We start from the raw sequence: 21,664 nt of genomic DNA, 5'->3' as shown, positions 1-21,664 counted from the left end.
ACATTGTATTTTTGGTTAACCTACAAATACAATATGAGTTTACTAGTGTAGCAGTCCCTTAAGTTTAATATCTAAACATATGCTTCAGCTTGCATTGTGTATAGTTCATAGTAGTAGCCTTTTTTGTTTATTAGTTCTTCGTGACTTCCTATCTCTAGTATTTCACCATCTTTGAGAGCAACTACTTTATCAGCCATTTTAACGGCTGAGAGTCTATGAGTTATGAAGAGTACAGTTTTGTTTTCAACTAGTTCTAAGAACTGTTGGTATACTTCATATTCACTACGAGCATCTAAAGCAGCTGTTGGTTCATCTAAAATAAGTATTTCAGAATCCACCATGAAGGCTCTTGAAGTAGCTAACTTTTGCCATTCACCACCAGATAGCTCTGTGCCATCCTTAAATTGTTTTCCGAGAATTTGATTAAGATTGCAATTAAGCTTTTCAAAGGTTTTAGAAAAACCACCTTTTTTAATAGCATCTTCTATAAGCTTAGTATTCTCTAGTTCCTTAATATTGGAGATGGCTATATTTTCTCTTATACTTAAGGAGAACTTAGAGAAGTCTTGGAATACTGCTCCTATGGAACTTCTATAATCATCTAAATCGTAGTCTTTAAGATTAGTATCATCTATGAAGATATCGCCCTTTTGAGCTTCATAGAATCTACATAATAATTTAACTAAGGTACTCTTACCTGATCCGTTTTCACCTACTATAGCTATTTTTTCACCTTTGTTAATAGCTAAATTAATATTGTTTAAGGCTACTCTTTCTGAGTTTGGGTATGAGAAGCTCAAGTCTTTAAATTCAATATTATTAAAGTCTTTAGGTAACTTCTTTTTACCATCAACATAAATATTGTTTCTTAGAGCCATAAATTTAAAGAATTTCTCCATGTAAAGTAGTGTATCGTATAACAAGCTAGATTCTTCAATCATGGCAGAGATTCCTTGAGTTGCATAAAGTATAGTAGAAGAAAAAACTAGTATACTTCCAACACCTAAGTGTCCCTTTGATATTTCTACTATAATCCAAGCAAAACTAAGGAAGCTAAGAATACAACTAATTAATATGAAGAATATAGAAATAAAAAGTTGTTTAAAACGAAGCTTTTTTATATCTCCATGTATGAAATTGAAGGTTTCCTTATATTTATTTATAAAAAAATTAAAGTTGTTGAAAAGCCTTGTTTCCTTGGCATTTTCATTGGATAGTAGTACAGAGCTGTAATATTGTAGCTTTCTTGCATCAGGGTTTCTAGTTACCATAGTTTCAAAGGCATCTTGTTGTAGCTTGTATGAAATCAAACTATGAGGTACAACAGATATAAGCATAACTAAGGCTATAACTGGATGAAATGATGCTAAGAGTACAAGCATTGAAGATATCAATATTATATTCTTTATTAAGCTTGTACCGAAAACCATTAAATTTACAGGTCTCCACACTGCTTCTTCTTCAATCATTTTAAGATCATCATAAAAGTCTGGATTTTCAAAGTGTTCTAAGCCCTTAATGTCCTTTGATTTATTCATAAGTGAAAGATTTATATATCCTATTAGTTTATCTGTCAGTAAGCCTTGAATTGTCATGTTTATAGGATTGCATATATTATTAAAAAAGTTTAGTGATGCCCAAAGTAGTAAGATTACTAACATTGAAGCTTCAGAAAATCCAACACTAGCACCGTTTACTAGTTTACTAGAATAATTTATTAGTATGGAAGGTAAAAATCCTTGAACAGGAATTACTATCATAAGGATAGTTGTGTATAAGGGAGACGCCTTCCAAAATAACTTCAATGACTCGAAAAATATTTTTAAATACCTATTAAATGACTGTAACTTTTCTCTCATATGTCACCTCTTAATATAAAGTTTTATTTGTACATAAAAATATTTGACATAATCATTGTAACCAACCCCTTTAGTTTAAAATGTGTATTTATTTAAGTGTATTTTATATTGAAGATATAGTTCAATAAATACAAGTATATATTACCATAAATTAAATAAATATCAATAAAATTAATAAATATACAATGAGGATTTATAGTTCAAGTGTTTAAGTATAAGATAAAGGTTAATAAAGGTATACTTATAAGCTTTACAAGAGATACATAGTTAGTTTAAAGTATAGATGCTTTCTTTAAGAGCTTATATGTAGAAGATTTGAAGGTTTACATAGAAATTACGGTTATTAAGTAAGAGATAAAGATTAATAAAATTTCTTCATTAATATATGTAGTTATTATTTTGAAGAAAGTTAAATATAAAAGTTTGCTAAGTACGTGTATATACATAAATAAATAATATTAATTAGGATATACTTAAATTTAGATATTTATTAAGGAGATTATAATTGTGGAGAATTATATGAAATTTATAGGTTTTGTATTTAAAATGTTAATTAGAATGAATTAATTATTATATTATTGCTAAAGTTATACTATAATAGTAAAAGAGCCTTAATTATATTTAAAATTTTGGTATTATCTTGAGGTAGGAACTACCTTGTTAGCTTGGATAAACTTGTACCATTGGGTGTATTGACCAAGAAGCTCTCACTTTTATAAGGGTAGAGTAGTTCACGAATGCATAGAACTCAGGAGGAAGAGAAATGAAAGAGAATAAAAATAGTATTATTTTAGCACTTGTATTAGTAGTAATAGTTGCACTTGGTTTTGGTGGCTATAAATACTTTACAGGTACACAAAAGGTTGAAGGAAATAAGAATATAACTGTTACAGTTATTAATGATGCAAAAAGTTATAACAAGGTTCATAAACATAACACAGATAAAGAAACACTAGGAGATGCTTTAGTTGAGATGAATATAGTTGGTACAGAGTCATCAGATTATGGTAGATTCCTTGTAAAAGTTGATGATATCACAGCTGATCAAGCACAAGAAGAGTGGTGGCAAATACAAGTTAATGGGCAAGATGCTCAAACTGGTATGGACAGTGTTGCAATAAAAGATGGAGACGAGATTAAGTTAATCTTAAATAAAGGCTTTAACTAAATTAAAGCTAAAAGAAAGTCATTTTTAGAGAAAATCTAAAGATGGCTTTTTTATTTTTAAATTGGAGTAGAGATAAGCTAGGAGAATGTATACAGGGGGTGAAGGAAGGGAAAGGTGAAAAGCATGTAAAATAGAGAGGTGTGTAGGGCTAGACAATTCCTTATATATTTAATAATATTGTATTTATAAAAATAGAAAGATAGGGTGTTAAGCAACAGGATATTTACTGGGAAATCTATAATCCTGTTGCGGTAATGCTGGTTTTATATATGATTTAAACTAATATAAGGTAGTGGTGAAGAATATGAATGACAAGATTATTGAAAAGGTAAGGGAAGACTATAGGGATATAGCTTTGAATAAGAAGGATGAGGAACTTATTGTATCGCTTAAGAATACTTCTGATGAGGTCAGTGAGAGTATTGGATACAGTAAAGAGGAGATTGAGTCTGTACCTAAGGAGGCTAACTTAGGTTTAGGTTGTGGAAATCCTTTTAATATAGTTGATGTAAAGGAAGGAGATATAATCTTAGACCTGGGTAGTGGTGTAGGATTTGACTGTTTTCTTGCGGCTAAAAAAGTTGGTAAAAGGGGCAGAGTAATTGGTGTTGATATGACACCAGAGATGCTTTCAAAGTCAAGGGACATTGCAAAGAAGAATAGATTTAGAAATGTTGAATTTAGACTTGGAGAGATAGAAAACCTCCCTGTTGCGGATAATTTTGTTGATAAGGTTATATCTAATTGTGTTATTAATCTTTCTTGTAATAAGAGAAGAGTTTATGATGAGATTTACAGAGTGTTGAAAATAGGGGGAGAGATAGGTATATCTGATATAGTTATAGTAAAAGAGCTTACAGAGGATATGAAAAACAATGAAGATTTGTATTCTTGCTGAGTATCGGGAGCATCTTCAGTTGAAGATTTAGAAAAAATGCTTAAGGGAGCTAAGTTCAGAGATATATCTATAGAAACAAAGCCTGTATCTAAGGAGTATGAAGAAAAGTGGGGTAGTAGTCTTACAGTTAATGAATATATAATGTCAGCAAAGATAAGAGCATATAAGTAGTGCCCATAATAATAAGGTCTACAGACTAAGTAACTTATAGCATATTTTTAATAATGACTCTATTAATAATTTATTATTAAAAAATAAAATTATAAAAACTGGGACAGGAAACAAAGTGGTATATATGTTGCCAATGCTATTGTCGAGCAATTATCGATTGCTGAAGTAAAAGAGTAAAGCTTATTGATAAGGGAAGTCGACGAGAGATCCGACGCAGCAATCTGCGCATAGAAAATTAGAAATAAATATAAGGTAGATATAAAAATCTTAGATGATAATTAAATTTAAAAATAAAATAGATATTTGAAAAATAACATATTATGTAATTATTAATAAAATAAAAATAGTGAGCAGATTATATGCTCACCATTTTTGTTTAGCTTTATTTAGACTCCTTGCGACTGCTTAAAAAGACTATAATAAATGCTAAAATTAATGCAAAAGCAACCCAAGGGAAAGCACCAGATAGAAAGTCATCAATAAAGATACCTCCTATAGAATGAGTTAAAGCCTTTGTTTAAAATATAAGTTACTCATCTAATATATTTATTTTTTCAAGGAAATATCTAAAATAAGACACTTCTCTATTAATTATTCTAGCTTGGAGTAACATTCCGTTTTTAATATCAATACTATCACCATTTTTATTTTTCATTGAGGTTACAGGTATAGTACATGTTCCAGTATAAAAACTTGTTTTTTGTTCTTCACTAACCTTTGCATCAACACTTATTTCTTCTAAGGTGGATTTTACAATACCATATTCTCTTTGAGGTAAGGCTATAAACTCTAAAATAACTTCTTCACCTTCTTTAATGTTACCAAAGTTTTGGTTTTCAATATAAATTTGAGCTTTGTATTGCTTTGCATTTTCAGGTATTATAGATGCTATTTGAGTTCCAGCTTGAATAAAGTCCCCAACCTTTATAGTGTTAATTAAGGTAACCACTCCATCATATTGAGCTTTTATTGTTGTTGAATCAAGTTTGTTTTTAGCTAAATCTAAATTCATTTTTAACTCTGAAATAGATGCTTCTAAAGAGGTAATTACACTATCAAGTTGAGAAACATATTGCTCTTTGTAGCTACCGGTATTTGAATTTGCTACACCTTCAGAAAGCTTGGCTTCATTTTGAGCTATAGTACTTGTTACATTCATTATGCTACTATTTTTATATTTTTCAATTTCATTATTTATACTTTCGATATTTTTCTTTAACTCTTCAATTTGTTTATCAATAGTTCCATTGGTTATTTCTGCTTGAGCTTTATTTTCTTCTGTAATCTCAACTTTACTTTGCTCTAAGGTAGTTATTTTTTCTTCAGCATTAGTAACTTGCTTTCTATAATTTCTTAAAGTTAACTCATAATCGGAATATTGATAGTATAAATAATTACTAGTATTAAGGTAATTCTTTTCTTCTTTATAGGACTTCAATAAGAGATTCAAATCTGAAATTGATTTTTTTATTGAATCCTTTTGACTATCAAGTGCATTTACTTGAGCATTACCTGATTTTAAATTTTCCTTAAAGAGTTCATATTTTTTAGCATAGTTTGCCTCAAATTCATCTGAGCTATTTAAATAATTAGTTCCATCTAAAATTGAGCTTTTTAATTTAGTATTGGCTTGCAATTCTTTTTCTTTAGAACTTAAACTACTTTCTAAAGCATTTTTTTGTAATTCATACTCTTCACCATCTATTACTAATAATGTATCACCAGCTTTAACTTTTATTCCTTCACTAATGTTGTTAGTTGTAACTTTACCATTTAAAACAGAGGATATCTTGGTACTTTCTTCACTAGCTTGAACTGAACCATTAGCCTTAATGCTAATTTCCTTAGTTGCAACTAAGGACCATAGGATTACTGCAGTTAATATAGCACATATTATATACATCATATATTTTGAAAAACCTTGAGGTTTACTTTGAAGTATTTCTCTTGAGTCTGTTATATCTTTAAGTTCTTCTATTTTATATTTCATTAATGTATACCTCCTATGAAAGGATTAGCTATAATAGCTGGTTTTTCTTTTAAGTTAGAAGAATCTAGTGTGTTTAATTCATCTAAGGTTTGTCCACTCCAAAGTCTATAGTAATAACCTTGTTTTCTTAGTAATTCTTCATGATTTCCCTCTTCAATTACTTGCCCTTTATCCATAACATAGATTCTGTCACATCTCATAATCGTACTTAATCTATGAGCTATGATAATTGTTGTAACATTTTTAGTGCATTCTTCAATAGTCTTTTCAATAGCCTTTTCTGTTATTGAATCAAGATTAGAAGTTGCTTCATCCATAATTAGTATTTCAGGTCTTTTTAATAAGGCTCTAGCTATAGCTAACCTTTGTCTTTGTCCACCTGAAAGATTGGTGCCCTTTTCTTCTAAAGGGGTTTCATATCTAAGAGGTAGTGAATTAATAAAATCATGTATTTGAGCTTGTTTGCATACCTCTATAATTTCTTCATAGGTAGCATCTTCATTTGCAAATTGTAAGTTTTCTTTTATACTTCCACTAAAGAAGAAGGAGTCTTGAGATATATAGGAAGTTTTATCTCTTAAGGTCTCTTTATTAATATCACTTATATTGTAGTTATTTAGTATAACTTCACCCTTTTCTACAGTATAAAAACTCATTAGGAGTTTAGCAATTGTAGTTTTACCTGAACCACTTTCCCCTACTAAGGCAATCTTTTCTCCAGGCTTTATAGTCATATTTATATTTTTTAGAACTAGTTGTCTAGTACCATATCTAAAATCTATATTCTTAATTTGTATGTCTCCAAGTAATGTTTTAGGATTAATTTTTTTATCTTCATCCTTAGACTTTTCAAGTTCTAAATCTAAAATTTCACCTAATCTATCAGCTGCAACCATAGCACTTTGAAGTTGAGGCTGTAGATTTATTACTCTTTCTATTGGTTCTATGAAGTATGCAAGTAATGCGTTAAAGCTAAGTAATGTACCAACGGTTACATCACCTTTTAAAGCAGAATAAGCTCCAAGCCATAATATACATATTCCAAAGATACCTTTAACTGCGTTTTTAAGAGCACCTTGAAGATTATTAACATAACCATATTTAAATACAGATTTTATAAACTTAACAAATTTCTTTTCTGTTTCTAAATTAACTTTTCTCTCACCATTAAAAGCTTTTACAGTTTCAATTCCTTCGATAGATTCTACTAAGTAAGAAGTTAACTTCGCATTCTCTTCCATAACAGATCTATTTACCTGTTCTAGTGATTTCTTAAATATAAATACTAAGGCTAAGTATAAAACTATTGGAATAAAACAAGCTAAAAATAAAATTGAACTTTGCATATAAAGTATAACTCCACCAACAATAGCCATTAAGGTATCTATCATTAATGTTAGGGTTGCTGAACTAATAGCATCTCTTATTTTACCGGCATCATTGAATCTAGAAATTATTTCTCCAACCTTTCTTGTTCCAAAGAAGTTCATAGGCAAGTCAATGACATGATTATAATATCCAAGCAGTAATGGTATATCAATGTTTTGTGACATATGGATAAGTAATAAGCTTCTAAAAAACTCTGATATTACCCTAAAGACACATAAACCAATCATAGCTATAGATATTATCCATAAACTTTTACCTAAGTTGTTGGGTAGTATATCATCCATTAAAAATTTAAAATAAAAGGAACCTATTATACCTAAGAGGGTAATTAATATAGAGGATATAAATATGTTTCCTAACAATCCCTTTTGAACTTTTATAAGTCCCCAAAACCTTTCGAAAAGTCCTTTAGTTTCATTGCCTTTTTCAAAGGTAGGGGCAGGTACCATAATAATAAGCACACCTGACCATATTTTAAGAAAATCTTCTGGAGTATATTTAATGATTCCTTTTCCAGGGTCTGCAATTAAAATTTCCTCTTTAGTTACCTTATGTATAACAACGTAATGTAGAAGTTTTCCATCCATAATGACATGAGCTATAGCTGGCTTTGGAAATTCAGAAAATATATCTTCAGGTTTAGAGGCTTTAACCCCCTTTGCCGTAAAACCTAAAGATTCAGCAGCTTTAACTACTCCATAAGCGGAGGTTCCGTTCATATCTGTTCCTGCAACCTCTCTTATTTTTGATATAGGTATATTTAAACCATATTGTTTGCTGATAGTAGCAAGACAAGCAGCACCACAATCTTTAATATCATGTTGTTTTATACAATAATATTTATCAAATAAAACCATTTAATACTTAAACCTCCTTATATTAAAAATATTTGAAAAAAATAAAATAAAAGTATTTACTTCATATTATAAATTTGATATCATAAAAATGTCAATATTTTATATATTATAGAATTAAATGGTAAGGAATGAATAAAATGATAGAAATTAATCAAGAATTGCACTTAAAAAATCTATTATCATTTAGAAAAAACTTAACACAAGCTGAATTACAAAAAGAACTCATCGACATTGATTCATTTATCAAGGAAAATGGATTAACAGTAATCGGACCTAAAATCTCAACGACATATTCAGTAACACAATCTATGATGCCAACTATGGATATTGAAATACTAATACCAGTGGATAAAATCTTTAGTGAAAACCATATGTACAATCTAAAAAAAGAATTAAAACTAACAAACTGTTTGAAACTCGAACATAGGGGTAATCCTCAAAGCATGCAACAAAATATAATATTAATTCAACAATATATAAAAGACAAAGGATTAATGCCTATAAGCAGTTTGTATACAGTAAGTCTTAATGAAGCAAAAACTCCAGATGAATTAGAGAATTACGTAGCAGAACTTTATTTATCTATAAGTCCTAATATTACTTAATTTTTGTTAATACTCTTCTTAATAGAAGGCGCCAAGATTTAAGGGGGTTATTATAAAATACATTATAAAGGGAGGGGAGAGGTATGGAAATGAATTTAAATGCTAACTTTTCAGCTATAGAAAAGGAAGACTTAGAATTAATAAATGCTGGTAGTGACGGTTTCTTTGGATTTATAGGTGATATGTATGATTCATGGAATAATATGTGGCATAAAGTTGGAGAGAATATACACAGTTGGTTCTGTCCATCATGTTAATTTGAATATAAGGAGGTAAGTTGATTATGTTTACTGAAATTACTCAATCTGAATTAAATGATATAAATGGTGGAATAGGATTTTTAGGAGTAACATGTATAATATTAGCTATAAGTGCTGCAGCTAATGTTTTTAATGGTTATTCTGATGCTCATTTTGGTAAATAGTTCTTTGAGTTTTTAAATTAGCAATACTTTAAGGTTATGTGCTGATAATTACTTTTATCAGCATATAACTGCAAACTTGTAAGGAGAATTAAAATGTTGAAAGAGAGTAAAAGGTGCAATGAGTACAAGGATATATTTAATACTGTGTCTTATTCTTTGATGGTGAGAATTTTGGCTGCTCTTGCACTTAATTCTTGTATAGGGTTTATTTCAGGGTTATTTAAGATACCTAAATCTAACTATACAGTATTTTGGATTTCTCAAGCTATAATAACTATATCAATTACATATATAGCTATCTACAGTTCAAAATTGTCAAAGAGTATAAAGTTAAGTGATGCTCTTAAAAAACCTAAAGTACCATTAAAGGATTTTATTAAAATTTTATTTATATGTATATCTATAGTGTATTTAGTTGGAGTTGTTTTTCATGGTATAAAAAATGTGCAAAATAATTCTATAAGTTCAACTTTACAATTGTCTTTTAGTACTAAATTACCAATGATTTTTTCATTTTTAACTTTGTGTATAATAATACCATTTTGTGAAGAAGTACTTTTTAGAGGATATATACAAGGTGCACTAGTTAATATGTCTCCTATGACTAAAATAGTAATAACATCATTATTATTTGCCCTTATACATTCATCAGTAAGCCAAGTTATATTTGCTTTTGCATTAGGAAGTATATTTTCAATAATTACAATAAAGTATGAGTCTATTTTACCCTCAAGTATAATTCATATGTGTATTAATACACTTTCATTTATTGAGAATTTATTAATTTACAAGGAATACAATATGGGGCTAAATATATTACACATTTTTAGTTGTATTACTGTAATTATGAGTATAATTTATGGCTTAGTATTTTTGAAGAATCATAGAAGTAAATTAAGCCTAAGTAAAATCGACTTTAAGCTATTCAAGTGCTTTTTCACCTGTAAATATTGTATTGTATATGTTTCATTTTCTATATTTTATATTCTTATGTCCGCAGTTTATTAATAAATAATGTTGATAAAAGTAGCTCAGATGTTTTAATTGATACTATATCTTTAATGGCTATTAGAATTTTGGTAGTATTATAAATGATTTAGGTGAGTATTTTAATGATTATTTTGTAATTAGAATACTCACCTAAATTAATTTTATTTGAAATTATAGTTATATTTTTATAAAGTGAAGTATATAAAATTGAACTTAAACTACTCAATTAAGAGGGTATATTATTAGGAAAGGCTTTAGTGGAAATAAATATAGTTGATATATTGTGAAGGTTGATAATATGACACATCTTATTGAGCTCAAGAAGAGTTATAGCAAATACAAGTTAATGGGAAATATACTCAAACTTCCATGGACGGAGTTGCAATAAAATATATAAATCTTTATTTGAAGTTTAGAAATTAGAGGATATAATAAAAACTATGAGATAAAGGTTAAGGAAGAGAGGTGAATTATATTGGAGATAGATATATATTCAATAGTTGAGAATGAGGAAGTAGAATGCAAAGAAGCAGCAGGAGGATTACCAAAGGATTTGTGGGAAACTTATTCCGCATTTTGTAATACAAATGGAGGAACTATTTTATTAGGCATAAAAGAGAAGAAGGGTATATTTAGCGTGACTGGAATAGAAAATGTAGATAATATACTTAAGGATTTATGGGATAACTTAAATAATCCTAAGAAAGTAAGTTCTAACATATTAAATAATTCACTAATAAAAATAGAAGAAATTGATGATAAAGAGATAATAGTAATCAATGTTCCTAAAGCATCAAGAAAAGAAAGGCCAGTTTACATTGGTGAGAATCCATTTAATGAAAGTAAACATTCAGGAACATATAGAAGAAATCACTCTGGAGATTATAAATGTTCAAATGAAGAAATAAAGAGAATGATTGCAGATCAATTAGAGGAGTCTCAGGATAGTATAATTTTAGATGGATTTTCAATGGAGGATTTAAATAAAGATACTATTGATAGTTTTAGAAATAGATTAAGAGCAGTAAAACCAAATCATTCTTATATAAGTTAGGTGCTTATGATAAAGAAAGAAAAACAGGTAGAGAAGGAATAACAGCAGCGGGTCTTTTAATGTTTGGAGAAGATAGAAGTATAACAGATGAGTTTCCAAAGTATTTTTTAGATTATAGAGAGAAGATGTCACAAGAGGTTAGATGGGATTATAGAGTAATATCCTCTGATGGAACTTGGAGTGGAAATATATTTGATTTTTATTTTAAAATTATAAATAGAATAACAGATAATTTAAATATACCTTTTAGAATTGTCAATGGATTAAGACAGGAGGATACTAGAGTTCATGAGGCAGTTAGGGAGGCTGTTGCTAACGCTTTGATACACGCAGATTATAGACTACCAAGAGGTATTGTTATAGAGAAGGGAAAAACTTTCTTTAAAATAAGTAATCCTAGGAGTTTAAGAATCACTAGAGAAGAGGCATTAAAAGGTGGCGTAAGTGATCCAAGAAATGAAAACATATTTAAAATGTTTAATATTTTAGGTGTTGGAAAACGAGCGGGTTCAGGTCTCGAAAATGTTCAATTAGCATGGAAAGAACAAGAATGGTTAGCACCAGATTTAGAAGAGTTATATAATCCAGATAGAATATGTTTAATATTAAGAACAGTATCTATGTTACCAGAGGAGAGTATAAGTCTTTTGAAGAGTGTATTAAAAGTCAAGTATAATGAGTTAAATAGGGAAGAGGTAATGGCTTTAGTAGCAGCACATCAAGAAGAATATATTACTAACAATAGACTTCAACAATTATTAGATACACATGCGCTAAAGAGTAATAAGATATTATCAACTTTGGTTGATAGAGGTTATTTAGAATCAGATGGGACTGGTAGAGGAACAAAGTATTTTTTAACTGATATGATTAAGAATAATGATGATGTAACTACTACAACTTTTGGAGTTAGTGAGAAAGAATTAACATTTGATGAAAAACGAGTATTATATTATATAATTAAAAATGAATATATAACTACAAAATTATGTGTTGAAACATTTGAATTTAAAAAGACAAAAAGTGTGGAAATATTTAATGAATTGATTAATTTAGGAAGAATTCAAAGGGTTGGCTCGGGATCTAAAATTAGATATATATTAAAATAATATATGAAGAAAATAAACCATAGAGCATTAATAGCGAACGGTCGCAAACGGTCGCGAACGATATATTATAAAAAGTTTGAATAAAGATATAACTAATATAAATGTTTGGTTAGACATTTTGTAAGTTAATTGATAGGCAGAATAATATAAGATATGTTTACTCAGGTTGGTGTTTTTGTGATAAAGGAAGCTAAAGCATAATATTATTAATGTGGGACCTCATTTATAAGAGCTTAACTTATTAGCATAAGAGGTCCCGATATAAGTTTTTATTATAAACTACATCCTATAATTTTCTTAATTTTCAGTATATATATTAAACAATATTATGTTATACCATTAAGCACATTTCTTATTTTTTATCTTACAGTGTTAGTTACTAGAATTAAAAAGAGTATTAAGAAATAGTATAGGAGGGGAGTTACTTTGCATTAATTTTTATAACTACTCTTAGTTGTTTTTTGATATTATGAGTATTTTTATATTAGCATCATGTGTCTTATTCATCACAGTTCTTACTAATTATAGCATAATCAAAAATGAAATAGCATATTTAGAATTTCCACTAATAGTTTATGAGATAGAATAACAATTTAATTAAAGTAGTAGCTTTAGGAGTGAATGAATTTAAGCTTAGATATTATTTAGCTATTAGATTATCATAATCAAAATTAATTATCTTTTAAAGGAAATTAATAGTTAATTATATGCAGATAGTAATTTATCATAGTCAAAATTAATTAACTAAAGGTTTTATTAAAAATATGTTTAATGAATAAATTTAAGCATATAAATTTAAGGTTAAAAATCAGTATTATCATATAAGCAAATGAGGGTATCAGTTGCTTAGCACAGTTAGGAGGATACATGGATAAAATAATTGAAGTAAAAGGTCTCGTAAAAAAATACAACAATTTGACGGCGGTAAAGGGCATAGACTTTTATGTGAACAAGGGGGAGTTATTCGCATTCTTAGGGACTAATGGTGCTGGTAAATCTACGACCATAGATATTTTATGTACATTAAAAAGTTATACAGAATGTAGAAATGGCAGTAGGAAAGGTTACTGGAATTAAATTTTTAATTGATAGCTGGATAATGGCTGCTCTTGTTTCCATAGTAGAATTTACTAGTACATTAGGTGCTTTTGGTACTATGGTCAATGATAGAGAAAGAGAAAATGCTTATGATTTTATGGTTTCACCAATAAGCAACCTTAGTATTGTATTGGGATATGTTATAAGTGCTGCTATTATTGGTTTAATAATGAGTACTTTAGCTACTATTTTTTCACAACTATTTATTTATTTTAATGGTGGAAGTTTATTAGATATAACTTCAATGTTTAAGGTATTGGCAGTTGTTTTTATATCTGTGTTAATGGCAACAGCAATCAATATGTTTATTGTAAGCTCCATTAAATATGGGTGCTTTCACTTCTGTAAGCAATGTGGTTGGTACTTTAATAGGATTTTTAACAGGGGTATATGTTCCAATAGGGTCACTACCATCCTTAGTTCAAGATGTAATTATGATATTTCCACCAAGTCATTCAGGCTTAGTTCTGAAAAAAATTCTTATGGAGAAGCCACTAAATGATGTATTTCTTAATGCACCAGCAAGTGTAGTTATCTCGTATAAATTGCAATACGGAGTTGATTTTATATTAAACGGTCATAATGTAACCATATTAGAAAGTGTTTTATATATGATGATTATTATTATAATCTTTTTTGCTCTTACTTTAATTGTTAGAAAGAAATTAAAGATAAAGTAATGAACTTTAGGTATACAAATTTGAAGTTAAAATATTGCTCTATAAGATCATGGATTTAAAGAACTATATAAGGAGCAGTTATGAATAAAAGAAGGGTAGAATATATTAAAATTGGGAGCTCTTTTTGCATGTATAGTTTTCTTTATCCAGTGGATAATTAGAGGGAATATTTTAGGTTTATTCTGTTCAATAATGTTTTTTATAAGTTCTGTTTTTAATGTGAAAGATTTATTATCTAAAAAGGATAAATAAGATTTGTTTAATATGAAGTGTAAATGGAAGTAGTATTACATAGGCTTAGTAGACTGTGGTTTATGGGAATAGTTTAAGAAAATACTGCGTATTAGTTAAATAATGTGCAGTTATAAAAAAAGGAGAAACAATGATTGAAAAGATAATTGAAAATACAGATATCCATTACTGGACTAATGAAAATCAAGGAAGTAGTTCGATTCTTTTTATTCATCCTGCCTTTGCAAATCACACATGTTTCGAATCACAACTTGAGTACTTTAAAGATAAACATAAAGTTATAGCTATAGATTTAATTGGACATGGGAAGTCACAGGGTAAAACTTCTTTAGCAGATACTGCGCAACAAATAGAAAAAATATTAGATATAGAAAATATTAAAAAGATTAATTTAGTTGGTATATCAATCGGTGCTATTTTGATACAGGATTTTGCTAATAAGTATCCTAATAGAGTTGTATCTCTATGTTGTATTGGTGGTTACGATATTAACAATTTTGATTCCTCTATCCAAAAAGAAAATAGTAAAGAGCAAATGAAGATGGTACTTAAAGCGATTTTTTCAATTAAGGCTTTTGCAAAGGCTACTATGAAGATATCTGTGTACACAAAAGTTGCACAAGATAAGTTTTACAATATGAATATACATTTCAAGAAAAGTTCATTTAGGCATTTTGCATCTTTAAACCAATTGGTAAACAAATATAAGACTCACACAAGAGATTATCCATTAATGATTGGTGTAGGAAAGCATGATAATGACATGGCTATAAAAGCCGCTAAAATGTGGTTTGAATCAGAATCCAATAGTCAGTTTGTTATATTTGATAATGCTGGACATGTTGTTAATATGGATACTCCAAATGAATTTAATTCTATTTTGGAAGAGTTTTTAGAAAAGGCTAAATAGGCTATATTGAAAATTGAAATTAACGAAAACTATAACAACATAGTGTTCATAATACGAAATTAAAGGATGCCCAATAGGACATCCTTTAACTTTTGAATATTTTAATATTATTTATTTAATTCCTTACGATAAGAGACAACCTTCATGGAGGAGTCACTTTCTAATTCAAACATAACGGATTCATAGAAATAAGTATCTTCATTGGTTTCGCTGTTTCTAAGGATAGCGAAATACTTACTTATAATAAAGTTATTAAGTTTATAGGTATTCATAGGATCGGAGCCATAGTATAAAAAGTTTCCTTTTACAGGCTCACTAGAATTTTTAAGAAAGTCATCAAATAACTTTTCCTTCTTAACCATGTAATCATTAAAGGCTTGAAACACAATGTTATCAGCTTTTATAGGATTTTCTAATTCATTTATCACAAGGTTTTTAGTGACCAATTCATAGGCTGTTTCAGTACATCCCTTTATGTCATGATAAAAGTTAATCTTAGCATCTTCTAAGGTTAAGAATAAGATAGTACCTATAAAGTATCCCATTCTTCTTATATCAAAACTATGCTCATTGAAATTTGAAAGCATGTCTAAATATTCATTAGTTCTTTCTTCATAAAGACTCAAGGATATTTGTTTTAATGCCTTTGTACCAATGTATTCTGCTAAACCTTCTTGAGTTTCAGTTAAGTATTCGCAGTTGATTATATTACCTATTAAGTTTTCTCTGGATTTTCTTATAGAGAAGAACTCCTTTAAAAGATTAGTTTTCTCAGTGAAATCAGTTTCCTTAAAGGCGTTAACTAAAAGCTGATTTTCATAATGTCTTAATTGATAGTTTCTTAAGTTATTAGGGTAATCTAAAAGTTGAAATAGGTTTGGGAAACGACACTCCTCGTTGATGTATTGAAATCCATGAAACATCTCATGAACTATTTTACTAGCAAGTATTTGCGGATTCACATCAGTAGGATCGCCAACATTCCAAATAGCAATATATTCATCATCAAACTTTATGCTAGTATTCCCCATGAATCTATTATCCTTAGGAATAACGGAATCCTTAAGATAAACCTCCTCATCATTATACAAAGCGAAGTCCAGTCTCTTAAAACCCTTCCATAGGCAATCAAAATCTATTTTATCTAAAATTAAAGCAATTTCATTATACAAAGTTCTCATATACAGCTTCCCCCTTAACATAATAATTAATAATCCCTACAACCTATTTTAATCATAAGTGGATTATTTTTCAATTAAAAAACAGGATTATTAGCTTTATTGCAAATCTAAGGGGCATTACTTAAGGATTGCAAAGGGTGTGAGAATGATATGAGTTTAGAGTCTTAAGAAAAGTTTAATCATGATTTAGAGGTAAATATTTTAAATTTATAAAAATAAACGTAGATGTTTTATTCGTAGGTAGTATTTGTATGGAGGAATTAAAGTTAAGCTTTCTAGACTAAAATGTTTTATGAAAGACATGGGGATTTTAAGGGGTAACTAATTTTTCTTTATGAGCTCTACAATGTTTATATAAGGAGTAAAATATGTTATTATAATTTAAAAAAGTAAATTAATACAATTAATACAACCTTATTTCATAGAGCACATATCATTTAGGTAGATTTGAGTAAGTTAATTTTCATTATAGAGTATTGTTTTTAAGTAAGTCATTATTTCTAATTCATGTAAGCATACAATTATTATTTTGTAAGAGGTGTAAAAGGGGATATGTAGTAGATAAGGGGTGGGCACATTCTAGTGCGCATACTGCAGATGCTTTATGTAGTTTGGCAGAATCGAAGTTTATTAAATATGAAGAACTTATGGAAATGTTGGATATTATAAAGGATAAAATATGTGTGGATACTTACACATATATAAATGAGGAAGAGTAGAGATTAATAAATTTATTTATCTGTATATATAGCAGAAAGATTATTAAAAATGAAGAGTTTATAAATTGGATATATACCTTTGCAGACTTTGAAAGTGTTGGTAAATATCCTAATGAAGAGCATTTACGAGAGAATCGTAAGATATTCTTAAGAGGTTTAATTTTTAGATCTAAAAAGTTTAAATTAGATGAAAAATTTATAAATGCAGTTGAGGAAGTTCTTGATAAATTACCAGCATTTTATTAGGCAATTAGTTAGTATGAAATGTAATATTTATTAATTATAATTCCATTTAGTTTTATATTTGGATATAGTAAGTATAAAGATGGAATAAGAGTAATAACTTTACAAAAGAAGTTTTATTTCAAGTGATATAAAGTAAGAAACAATATTAGTAAGGATATTCATGGTTCAAAAAATTATAAAAAGATTTACTGAGGGGGAAAGTTAAAAGGGTTTAGGAAGATTTAATATTTATATAAATTAAGTAAATGTTAGAGGCAAATAGGGGGCAGGGGTAAAATGTCATTGGACGTAAAAAAATATGGGGTAAAGGATATTGTAAAAATACCGCTCTATTATAGCAAGAGGAATGCTATAGTAATTGCAGGTTTAAAGATTCTTTCGGGGTTATCATCAACTTTATGTATGTTAGCAATTGCTAAATTTATAAATGCGACAGTGCTTGTATTCAATGGTCAGGGAAGTTATAGCAGTATAATATTTTCTGTTTTTCTTGTGGCAGTATGTACGGCGTACTTATGGTTTTCACCTCATATAGTAGCACTTGCAGAAACAAAACTTGAAAATAAATTAAGAGAGAGTTTAAGAGTTTCATTAGTGGAGAAGGTTGCTTCTCTAAAATATAACTATATTGAGAATCAAGAGAGTTGGGATTTGATTTCAAGGGTTTGCAAACAACCAGAAATACAATGCACAGAAGCTTATGGACAATTTTTCAATATGGTTTCGCTTATAATAAGTATATTAGGAGTTTTTACTGTACTATTTACTCAAGTATGGTGGTCAGCGGTAATAATATTACTTATATCAGTTCCGTTATTTATGCTTGCAATAAAGGGTGGCAATGCAACTTATCAAGCAGATAGGGAAGTTGAGAAATATAATAGAAAGGTTGAATACTTGTCTGATGTATTAATAGGTCGTGATGCTGTAGAGGAGAGAACTCTTTTTAGTTTTAGTAGGAAAGTAAATGAAAAGTGGCATGAGAAGTATGAAAAGGCTAGAAAATTACAATTAAAAGTAAGAATTAAGTGGTTTATAAAAGTTAAATCAGGTGGAATTATTATAGCTTTATTATCTTCAATTATTATTTTAATTCTTATATTTCCAGTAAAATCAGGAGCTTTATCCATAGGATTATTTATTTCAATAATAAATAATCTAATATCTTTAATATCAAATTTATCATGGCAACTTCCTGAATGTGCAGATCAACTTGCTAGAAATAAAGGTTACCTTATAGACCTTGAAAATTTTCTTAAGCTTGAGCATAAGGAAGAATTTTTGGACAAACCTTCTGAATTACCAATAAAAATTAGCACTCTTGAGTTTAAAAATGTTTCATTTAAATATCCTGGAATGGACAGGTACATATTAGAAAATATGAGCTTTAAGATTGAACAAGGCAAGAATTATGCCTTTGTTGGAGCTAATGGTGCAGGTAAAACTACAATTACAAAGCTTATAACAGGATTATATGAAGATTTTGAAGGGGAGATTATTATAAATGGATTATCCATAAAAGAATATAGTCAAAGTAAGCTTAAATCAATGTTTTCAGTGGTATATCAAGATTTTGCTAGATATTATATATCATTTAAAGACAATGTTGCCTTTGGAAATATTAATAACTGTAGCATGGAAGATATAGAGAAGGCTCTTAATATAGTGGATTTGAAAAATGAAGTAGAAGTTCTTCCTAAGGGTATAGAGAGTAATCTAGGGAAAGTAAGACAAGGTGGAGTGGATTTATCTGGAGGACAATGGCAACGTATAGCTATGTCTAGAGCTATAGTGAGTTCTGCATCCTGTATAATTCTTGATGAACCTACAGCGGCACTTGATCCTATAAGTGAGAGTGATGTTTATAGAAGATTTGAGGAAATAAGTAGGGGTGAAACTACAATATTTATAAGCCATAGACTTGCTTCAACTAAGCTTGCTGATGAAATATTTGTAATATCAAATGGAAGAATAGTTGAAAGAGGTTCTTATACTGAACTAATGAATATTAATGGTATATATGCTGAGATGTTCGAAAGTCAAAAGAGTTGGTATATTAATAACTAAATTATGATTATAAAAAATTTATAATTATATATATTGCATTAAATAAACTTCATTATTAATTTTATAGGATAAAAAATTAATATGTAAAAAATTACGATGATGTGGATTTAATATTACAAAGTATATATTTAGAAAAACATACAGAAACTCTAATTATAGTTAATACAAGAAGGATTGATAATTATGAAAAAAAGTTGCGATATTTCTCTTTTTAGTGTATCTAAAAGATTAATGTATTTCACATATAAAACATGTCCAATATATATACAGATATATTCTTTAATGAAGGTTTTACTAGGTATATTTTTGGCACTAAATACTGTAGTAATGAATAATCTCTTGGACGCTGTATCAAATTATGTTTTAGATAAAATAGGTTTTATGAGTTTATTAGTTCAGCTATTATTATTTTTGGGATGTATTATATTAATTCAAGTTTTAAATGGAACTACAAATGTATTGTATAAGGATTTAATAAAGAAGGTATCCGGAAAAATAACAAAAGAATTAAATATGAAGAGTTCAAAAATAGAGGCTATTAATTTTGAAGATAGTGATTTTCATAATAATATGAATAAGGCAGTGGAAGGAGTTACAAAGGGAATGTCGGCAATGGATGTTTTGCATAGTGTAATTCTATCCTATATTCCATACTTTCTTATTATGGGCATATATCTTTATAATTTAAAACCAATACTTGTATTGTCTATAGCCATAATATTTATTCCTATAACATTATCACACATTGTAAAAGTTAAACTTTTTTCAAATCTTGAAGATAAGGTTGCACCATTACGAAGAGAGCATCAATATTATGAGAAATGTATTATGGATAGAGAATACTTTAAGGAAACAAGAATCTTGGGGTGCTTTGGATATTTTAAAAATCTATATAATGAAACCTTATCAAAGGTTAATCATGAAATTTTTAAGACTAATAAAAGGTCTATAATAATAGAACTAAGCTTAAACTGTTTAACCTTAATAGGATATATTTCGATTCTCTTAATGCTTGTAAATTGTACTTTAGATAAATCAATATCAATAGGTGCATTTGGAGCTGTATTTGGATCTTTGGACAGGCTTGTAGGTATGATGGAGGAAATGATATGTTGGAATATAGGTAAATCAATACCTAAGCTTGGTACTGTAAAAAATCTTATTAAGTTTCTTGATATGGAGGAATGTAAAGGTGAAGAGGTAGAAATAAATGAGATACCTTATATAGATGTGAAGGGTGTTTCATTTAGTTATCCAGGAAGTACTAAGAAGTCATTATCAGATGTTTCATTTCATTTAAAAGAAGGTGAAACAGTTGCAATAGTTGGGGAGAATGGCTCTGGTAAAAGTACTCTTATAAGGCTTCTTACGGGTATATATCTTCCTACAGAAGGAAAAATTGAATTTAATGGACATGATACAAAGACTACTTCTAGAGAAAGTATAGTTAAGAATGTTTCAGGTGTATTTCAAAAATTTCAAAGGTATAAAATGAAACTTGATGAAAACATATCAATAAGCGATACTTGCTCTGATATTGATAATTTGCGTTTAGATGAGGCTGTAAATAAAGCGGATATAGTCCTATCTAAGGATGCATTTAAATCAGGATATAAGACTATGCTTTCATGTGAGTTTGACGGAATAGATTTGTCAGGTGGACAGTGGCAGAGAGTAGCAATAGCAAGAGGATTTTATAAGAAGCATAATATGATAGTTCTTGATGAACCTACAGCTGCAATAGATCCAATTGAAGAAACTAAACTTTATAATAAATTTAAGGAAATGTGTAAAGGAAAAACCTCTGTAATTGTAACACACAGACTTGGCTCAACAAAGATAGCTGATAATATAATTGTTTTAGATAAGGGGCAAGTTGTTCAGATAGGAACCCATAGCGAACTTATAAATAAAGAGGGGAAATATAAGGAAATGTATGAAGCTCAAAGTAAAGGCTATGTTTTAAAATAGAATAAAAATTAATCCTAGTAAAGCCA

18 protein-coding genes and 1 pseudogene are annotated in these 21,664 nt (G+C 28.7%); 15 read left to right on the top strand and 4 right to left on the bottom strand.

Features of this window, described 5'->3' with window-relative positions; translation table 11 throughout:
- Positions 1–71 precede the first annotated feature (71 nt).
- A complete protein-coding gene (locus tag BUA48_RS09890) occupies positions 72–1,859 on the bottom strand; it encodes an ABC transporter ATP-binding protein (RefSeq protein ID WP_072831899.1) in 1,788 nt (595 codons plus the stop codon).
- Positions 1,860–2,622: 763 nt separating this feature from the next.
- On the opposite strand from BUA48_RS09890, the gene BUA48_RS09885 reads away from it, so the two are divergent.
- The 3 genes from BUA48_RS09885 to BUA48_RS16055 all read left to right on the top strand — a co-directional run bounded on the left by BUA48_RS09885 (position 2,623) and on the right by BUA48_RS16055 (position 4,096).
- A complete protein-coding gene (locus BUA48_RS09885; protein ID WP_072831898.1) occupies positions 2,623–3,027 on the top strand; it encodes a DUF4430 domain-containing protein in 405 nt (134 codons plus the stop codon).
- 304 nt (positions 3,028–3,331) lie between these two features.
- Positions 3,332–3,925 (top strand): methyltransferase domain-containing protein, encoded by a 594-nt coding sequence (locus BUA48_RS09880; RefSeq protein WP_072831897.1) that lies wholly within the window; start codon positions 3,332–3,334, stop codon positions 3,923–3,925.
- 36 nt (positions 3,926–3,961) lie between these two features.
- Positions 3,962–4,096 (top strand): hypothetical protein, encoded by a 135-nt coding sequence (locus BUA48_RS16055; protein ID WP_479723199.1) that lies wholly within the window; start codon positions 3,962–3,964, stop codon positions 4,094–4,096.
- Positions 4,097–4,625: 529 nt separating this feature from the next.
- Here the strand turns inward: BUA48_RS16055 and BUA48_RS09875 are convergent.
- Together BUA48_RS09875 and BUA48_RS09870 are read right to left on the bottom strand one after the other, a co-directional pair.
- Entirely contained in the window at positions 4,626–6,086 is a 1,461-nt protein-coding gene (locus tag BUA48_RS09875) for a beta-barrel domain-containing protein (RefSeq protein ID WP_072831896.1), read from the bottom strand.
- A complete protein-coding gene (locus BUA48_RS09870; protein ID WP_072831895.1) occupies positions 6,086–8,332 on the bottom strand; it encodes a peptidase domain-containing ABC transporter in 2,247 nt (748 codons plus the stop codon). The genes BUA48_RS09875 and BUA48_RS09870 overlap by 1 nt, the downstream gene beginning before the upstream one ends.
- A 137-nt stretch (positions 8,333–8,469) precedes the next feature.
- Between BUA48_RS09870 and BUA48_RS09865 the strand changes: the two genes are divergently transcribed.
- From BUA48_RS09865 to BUA48_RS09840, 9 genes and pseudogenes are all read left to right on the top strand, one after another.
- Complete coding sequence (locus BUA48_RS09865) at positions 8,470–8,937, top strand: GyrI-like domain-containing protein (protein ID WP_072831894.1); 468 nt, start codon at positions 8,470–8,472, stop codon at positions 8,935–8,937.
- A gap of 83 nt (positions 8,938–9,020) precedes the next feature.
- A complete protein-coding gene (locus BUA48_RS15605; protein WP_178138973.1) occupies positions 9,021–9,194 on the top strand; it encodes a hypothetical protein in 174 nt (57 codons plus the stop codon).
- 26 nt (positions 9,195–9,220) lie between these two features.
- The gene (locus tag BUA48_RS15380; RefSeq protein ID WP_143147703.1) at positions 9,221–9,361 is read left to right on the top strand and encodes a class IIb bacteriocin, lactobin A/cerein 7B family; all 141 of its coding nucleotides are present in this window, start codon (positions 9,221–9,223) and stop codon (positions 9,359–9,361) included.
- A gap of 93 nt (positions 9,362–9,454) precedes the next feature.
- On the top strand, positions 9,455–10,369 hold the full coding sequence (locus BUA48_RS09860) for a CPBP family intramembrane glutamic endopeptidase (RefSeq protein WP_072831893.1): 915 nt from the start codon (positions 9,455–9,457) through the stop codon (positions 10,367–10,369).
- Positions 10,370–10,826: 457 nt separating this feature from the next.
- Complete coding sequence (locus tag BUA48_RS15820) at positions 10,827–11,405, top strand: AlbA family DNA-binding domain-containing protein (protein ID WP_242944333.1); 579 nt, start codon at positions 10,827–10,829, stop codon at positions 11,403–11,405.
- Between the two features lie 59 nt (positions 11,406–11,464).
- Positions 11,465–12,514: a putative DNA binding domain-containing protein gene (locus tag BUA48_RS15815; RefSeq protein WP_242944332.1), complete on the top strand. Its 1,050-nt coding sequence runs from the start codon at positions 11,465–11,467 to the stop codon at positions 12,512–12,514.
- Positions 12,515–13,381: 867 nt separating this feature from the next.
- A pseudogene (locus BUA48_RS09850) lies at positions 13,382–13,540 on the top strand (ATP-binding cassette domain-containing protein); the annotation flags it as partial.
- Positions 13,541–13,562: 22 nt separating this feature from the next.
- Positions 13,563–14,114, top strand: coding sequence for an ABC transporter permease (locus BUA48_RS09845; protein WP_072831892.1), 552 nt, complete (start codon positions 13,563–13,565; stop codon positions 14,112–14,114).
- A 560-nt stretch (positions 14,115–14,674) separates the two neighbouring features.
- Positions 14,675–15,454: an alpha/beta fold hydrolase gene (locus BUA48_RS09840; protein ID WP_072831891.1), complete on the top strand. Its 780-nt coding sequence runs from the start codon at positions 14,675–14,677 to the stop codon at positions 15,452–15,454.
- A gap of 107 nt (positions 15,455–15,561) precedes the next feature.
- Here BUA48_RS09840 and BUA48_RS09835 read toward each other — a convergent pair whose 3' ends face one another.
- The gene (locus tag BUA48_RS09835) at positions 15,562–16,635 is read right to left on the bottom strand and encodes a hypothetical protein (protein WP_072831890.1); all 1,074 of its coding nucleotides are present in this window, start codon (positions 16,633–16,635) and stop codon (positions 15,562–15,564) included.
- A gap of 476 nt (positions 16,636–17,111) precedes the next feature.
- Here BUA48_RS09835 and BUA48_RS16025 point away from each other — a divergent pair, with 476 nt between their 5' ends.
- From BUA48_RS16025 to BUA48_RS09820, 3 genes are all read left to right on the top strand, one after another.
- A complete protein-coding gene (locus tag BUA48_RS16025) occupies positions 17,112–17,354 on the top strand; it encodes a DUF2785 domain-containing protein (protein WP_072831889.1) in 243 nt (80 codons plus the stop codon).
- A gap of 522 nt (positions 17,355–17,876) precedes the next feature.
- Positions 17,877–19,667, top strand: a complete 1,791-nt coding sequence (locus tag BUA48_RS09825; protein WP_072831888.1) for an ABC transporter ATP-binding protein — start codon at positions 17,877–17,879, stop codon at positions 19,665–19,667.
- Positions 19,668–19,850: 183 nt separating this feature from the next.
- Positions 19,851–21,638, top strand: coding sequence for an ABC transporter ATP-binding protein (locus BUA48_RS09820; protein ID WP_072831887.1), 1,788 nt, complete (start codon positions 19,851–19,853; stop codon positions 21,636–21,638).
- Positions 21,639–21,664 lie beyond the last annotated feature (26 nt).

It is taken from the genome of Clostridium collagenovorans DSM 3089 (assembly GCF_900130005.1).
Lineage (GTDB): Bacteria > Bacillota > Clostridia > Clostridiales > Clostridiaceae > Clostridium_D > Clostridium_D collagenovorans.
This window is presented reverse-complemented; position numbering and strand designations above follow the sequence as displayed.

Bases quoted from the DNA above. Each gene is read 5' to 3' on its own strand.
- BUA48_RS09890 (WP_072831899.1), bottom strand. From the start codon at position 1,859: ATGAGAGAAAAGTTACAGTCATTTAATAGGTATTTAAAAATATTTTTC.
- BUA48_RS09845 (WP_072831892.1), top strand. From the start codon at position 13,563: ATGGCAGTAGGAAAGGTTACTGGAATTAAATTTTTAATTGATAGCTGG.
- BUA48_RS09835 (WP_072831890.1), bottom strand. From the start codon at position 16,635: ATGAGAACTTTGTATAATGAAATTGCTTTAATTTTAGATAAAATAGAT.
- BUA48_RS09840 (WP_072831891.1), top strand. From the start codon at position 14,675: ATGATTGAAAAGATAATTGAAAATACAGATATCCATTACTGGACTAAT.
- BUA48_RS15380 (WP_143147703.1), top strand. From the start codon at position 9,221: ATGTTTACTGAAATTACTCAATCTGAATTAAATGATATAAATGGTGGA.
- BUA48_RS09870 (WP_072831895.1), bottom strand. From the start codon at position 8,332: ATGGTTTTATTTGATAAATATTATTGTATAAAACAACATGATATTAAA.
- BUA48_RS09880 (WP_072831897.1), top strand. From the start codon at position 3,332: ATGAATGACAAGATTATTGAAAAGGTAAGGGAAGACTATAGGGATATA.
- BUA48_RS09860 (WP_072831893.1), top strand. From the start codon at position 9,455: ATGTTGAAAGAGAGTAAAAGGTGCAATGAGTACAAGGATATATTTAAT.
- BUA48_RS09820 (WP_072831887.1), top strand. From the start codon at position 19,851: ATGAAAAAAAGTTGCGATATTTCTCTTTTTAGTGTATCTAAAAGATTA.
- BUA48_RS09875 (WP_072831896.1), bottom strand. From the start codon at position 6,086: ATGAAATATAAAATAGAAGAACTTAAAGATATAACAGACTCAAGAGAA.
- BUA48_RS09865 (WP_072831894.1), top strand. From the start codon at position 8,470: ATGATAGAAATTAATCAAGAATTGCACTTAAAAAATCTATTATCATTT.
- BUA48_RS09825 (WP_072831888.1), top strand. From the start codon at position 17,877: ATGTCATTGGACGTAAAAAAATATGGGGTAAAGGATATTGTAAAAATA.
- BUA48_RS15605 (WP_178138973.1), top strand. From the start codon at position 9,021: ATGGAAATGAATTTAAATGCTAACTTTTCAGCTATAGAAAAGGAAGAC.
- BUA48_RS15815 (WP_242944332.1), top strand. From the start codon at position 11,465: ATGTTTGGAGAAGATAGAAGTATAACAGATGAGTTTCCAAAGTATTTT.
- BUA48_RS16055 (WP_479723199.1), top strand. From the start codon at position 3,962: ATGCTTAAGGGAGCTAAGTTCAGAGATATATCTATAGAAACAAAGCCT.
- BUA48_RS09885 (WP_072831898.1), top strand. From the start codon at position 2,623: ATGAAAGAGAATAAAAATAGTATTATTTTAGCACTTGTATTAGTAGTA.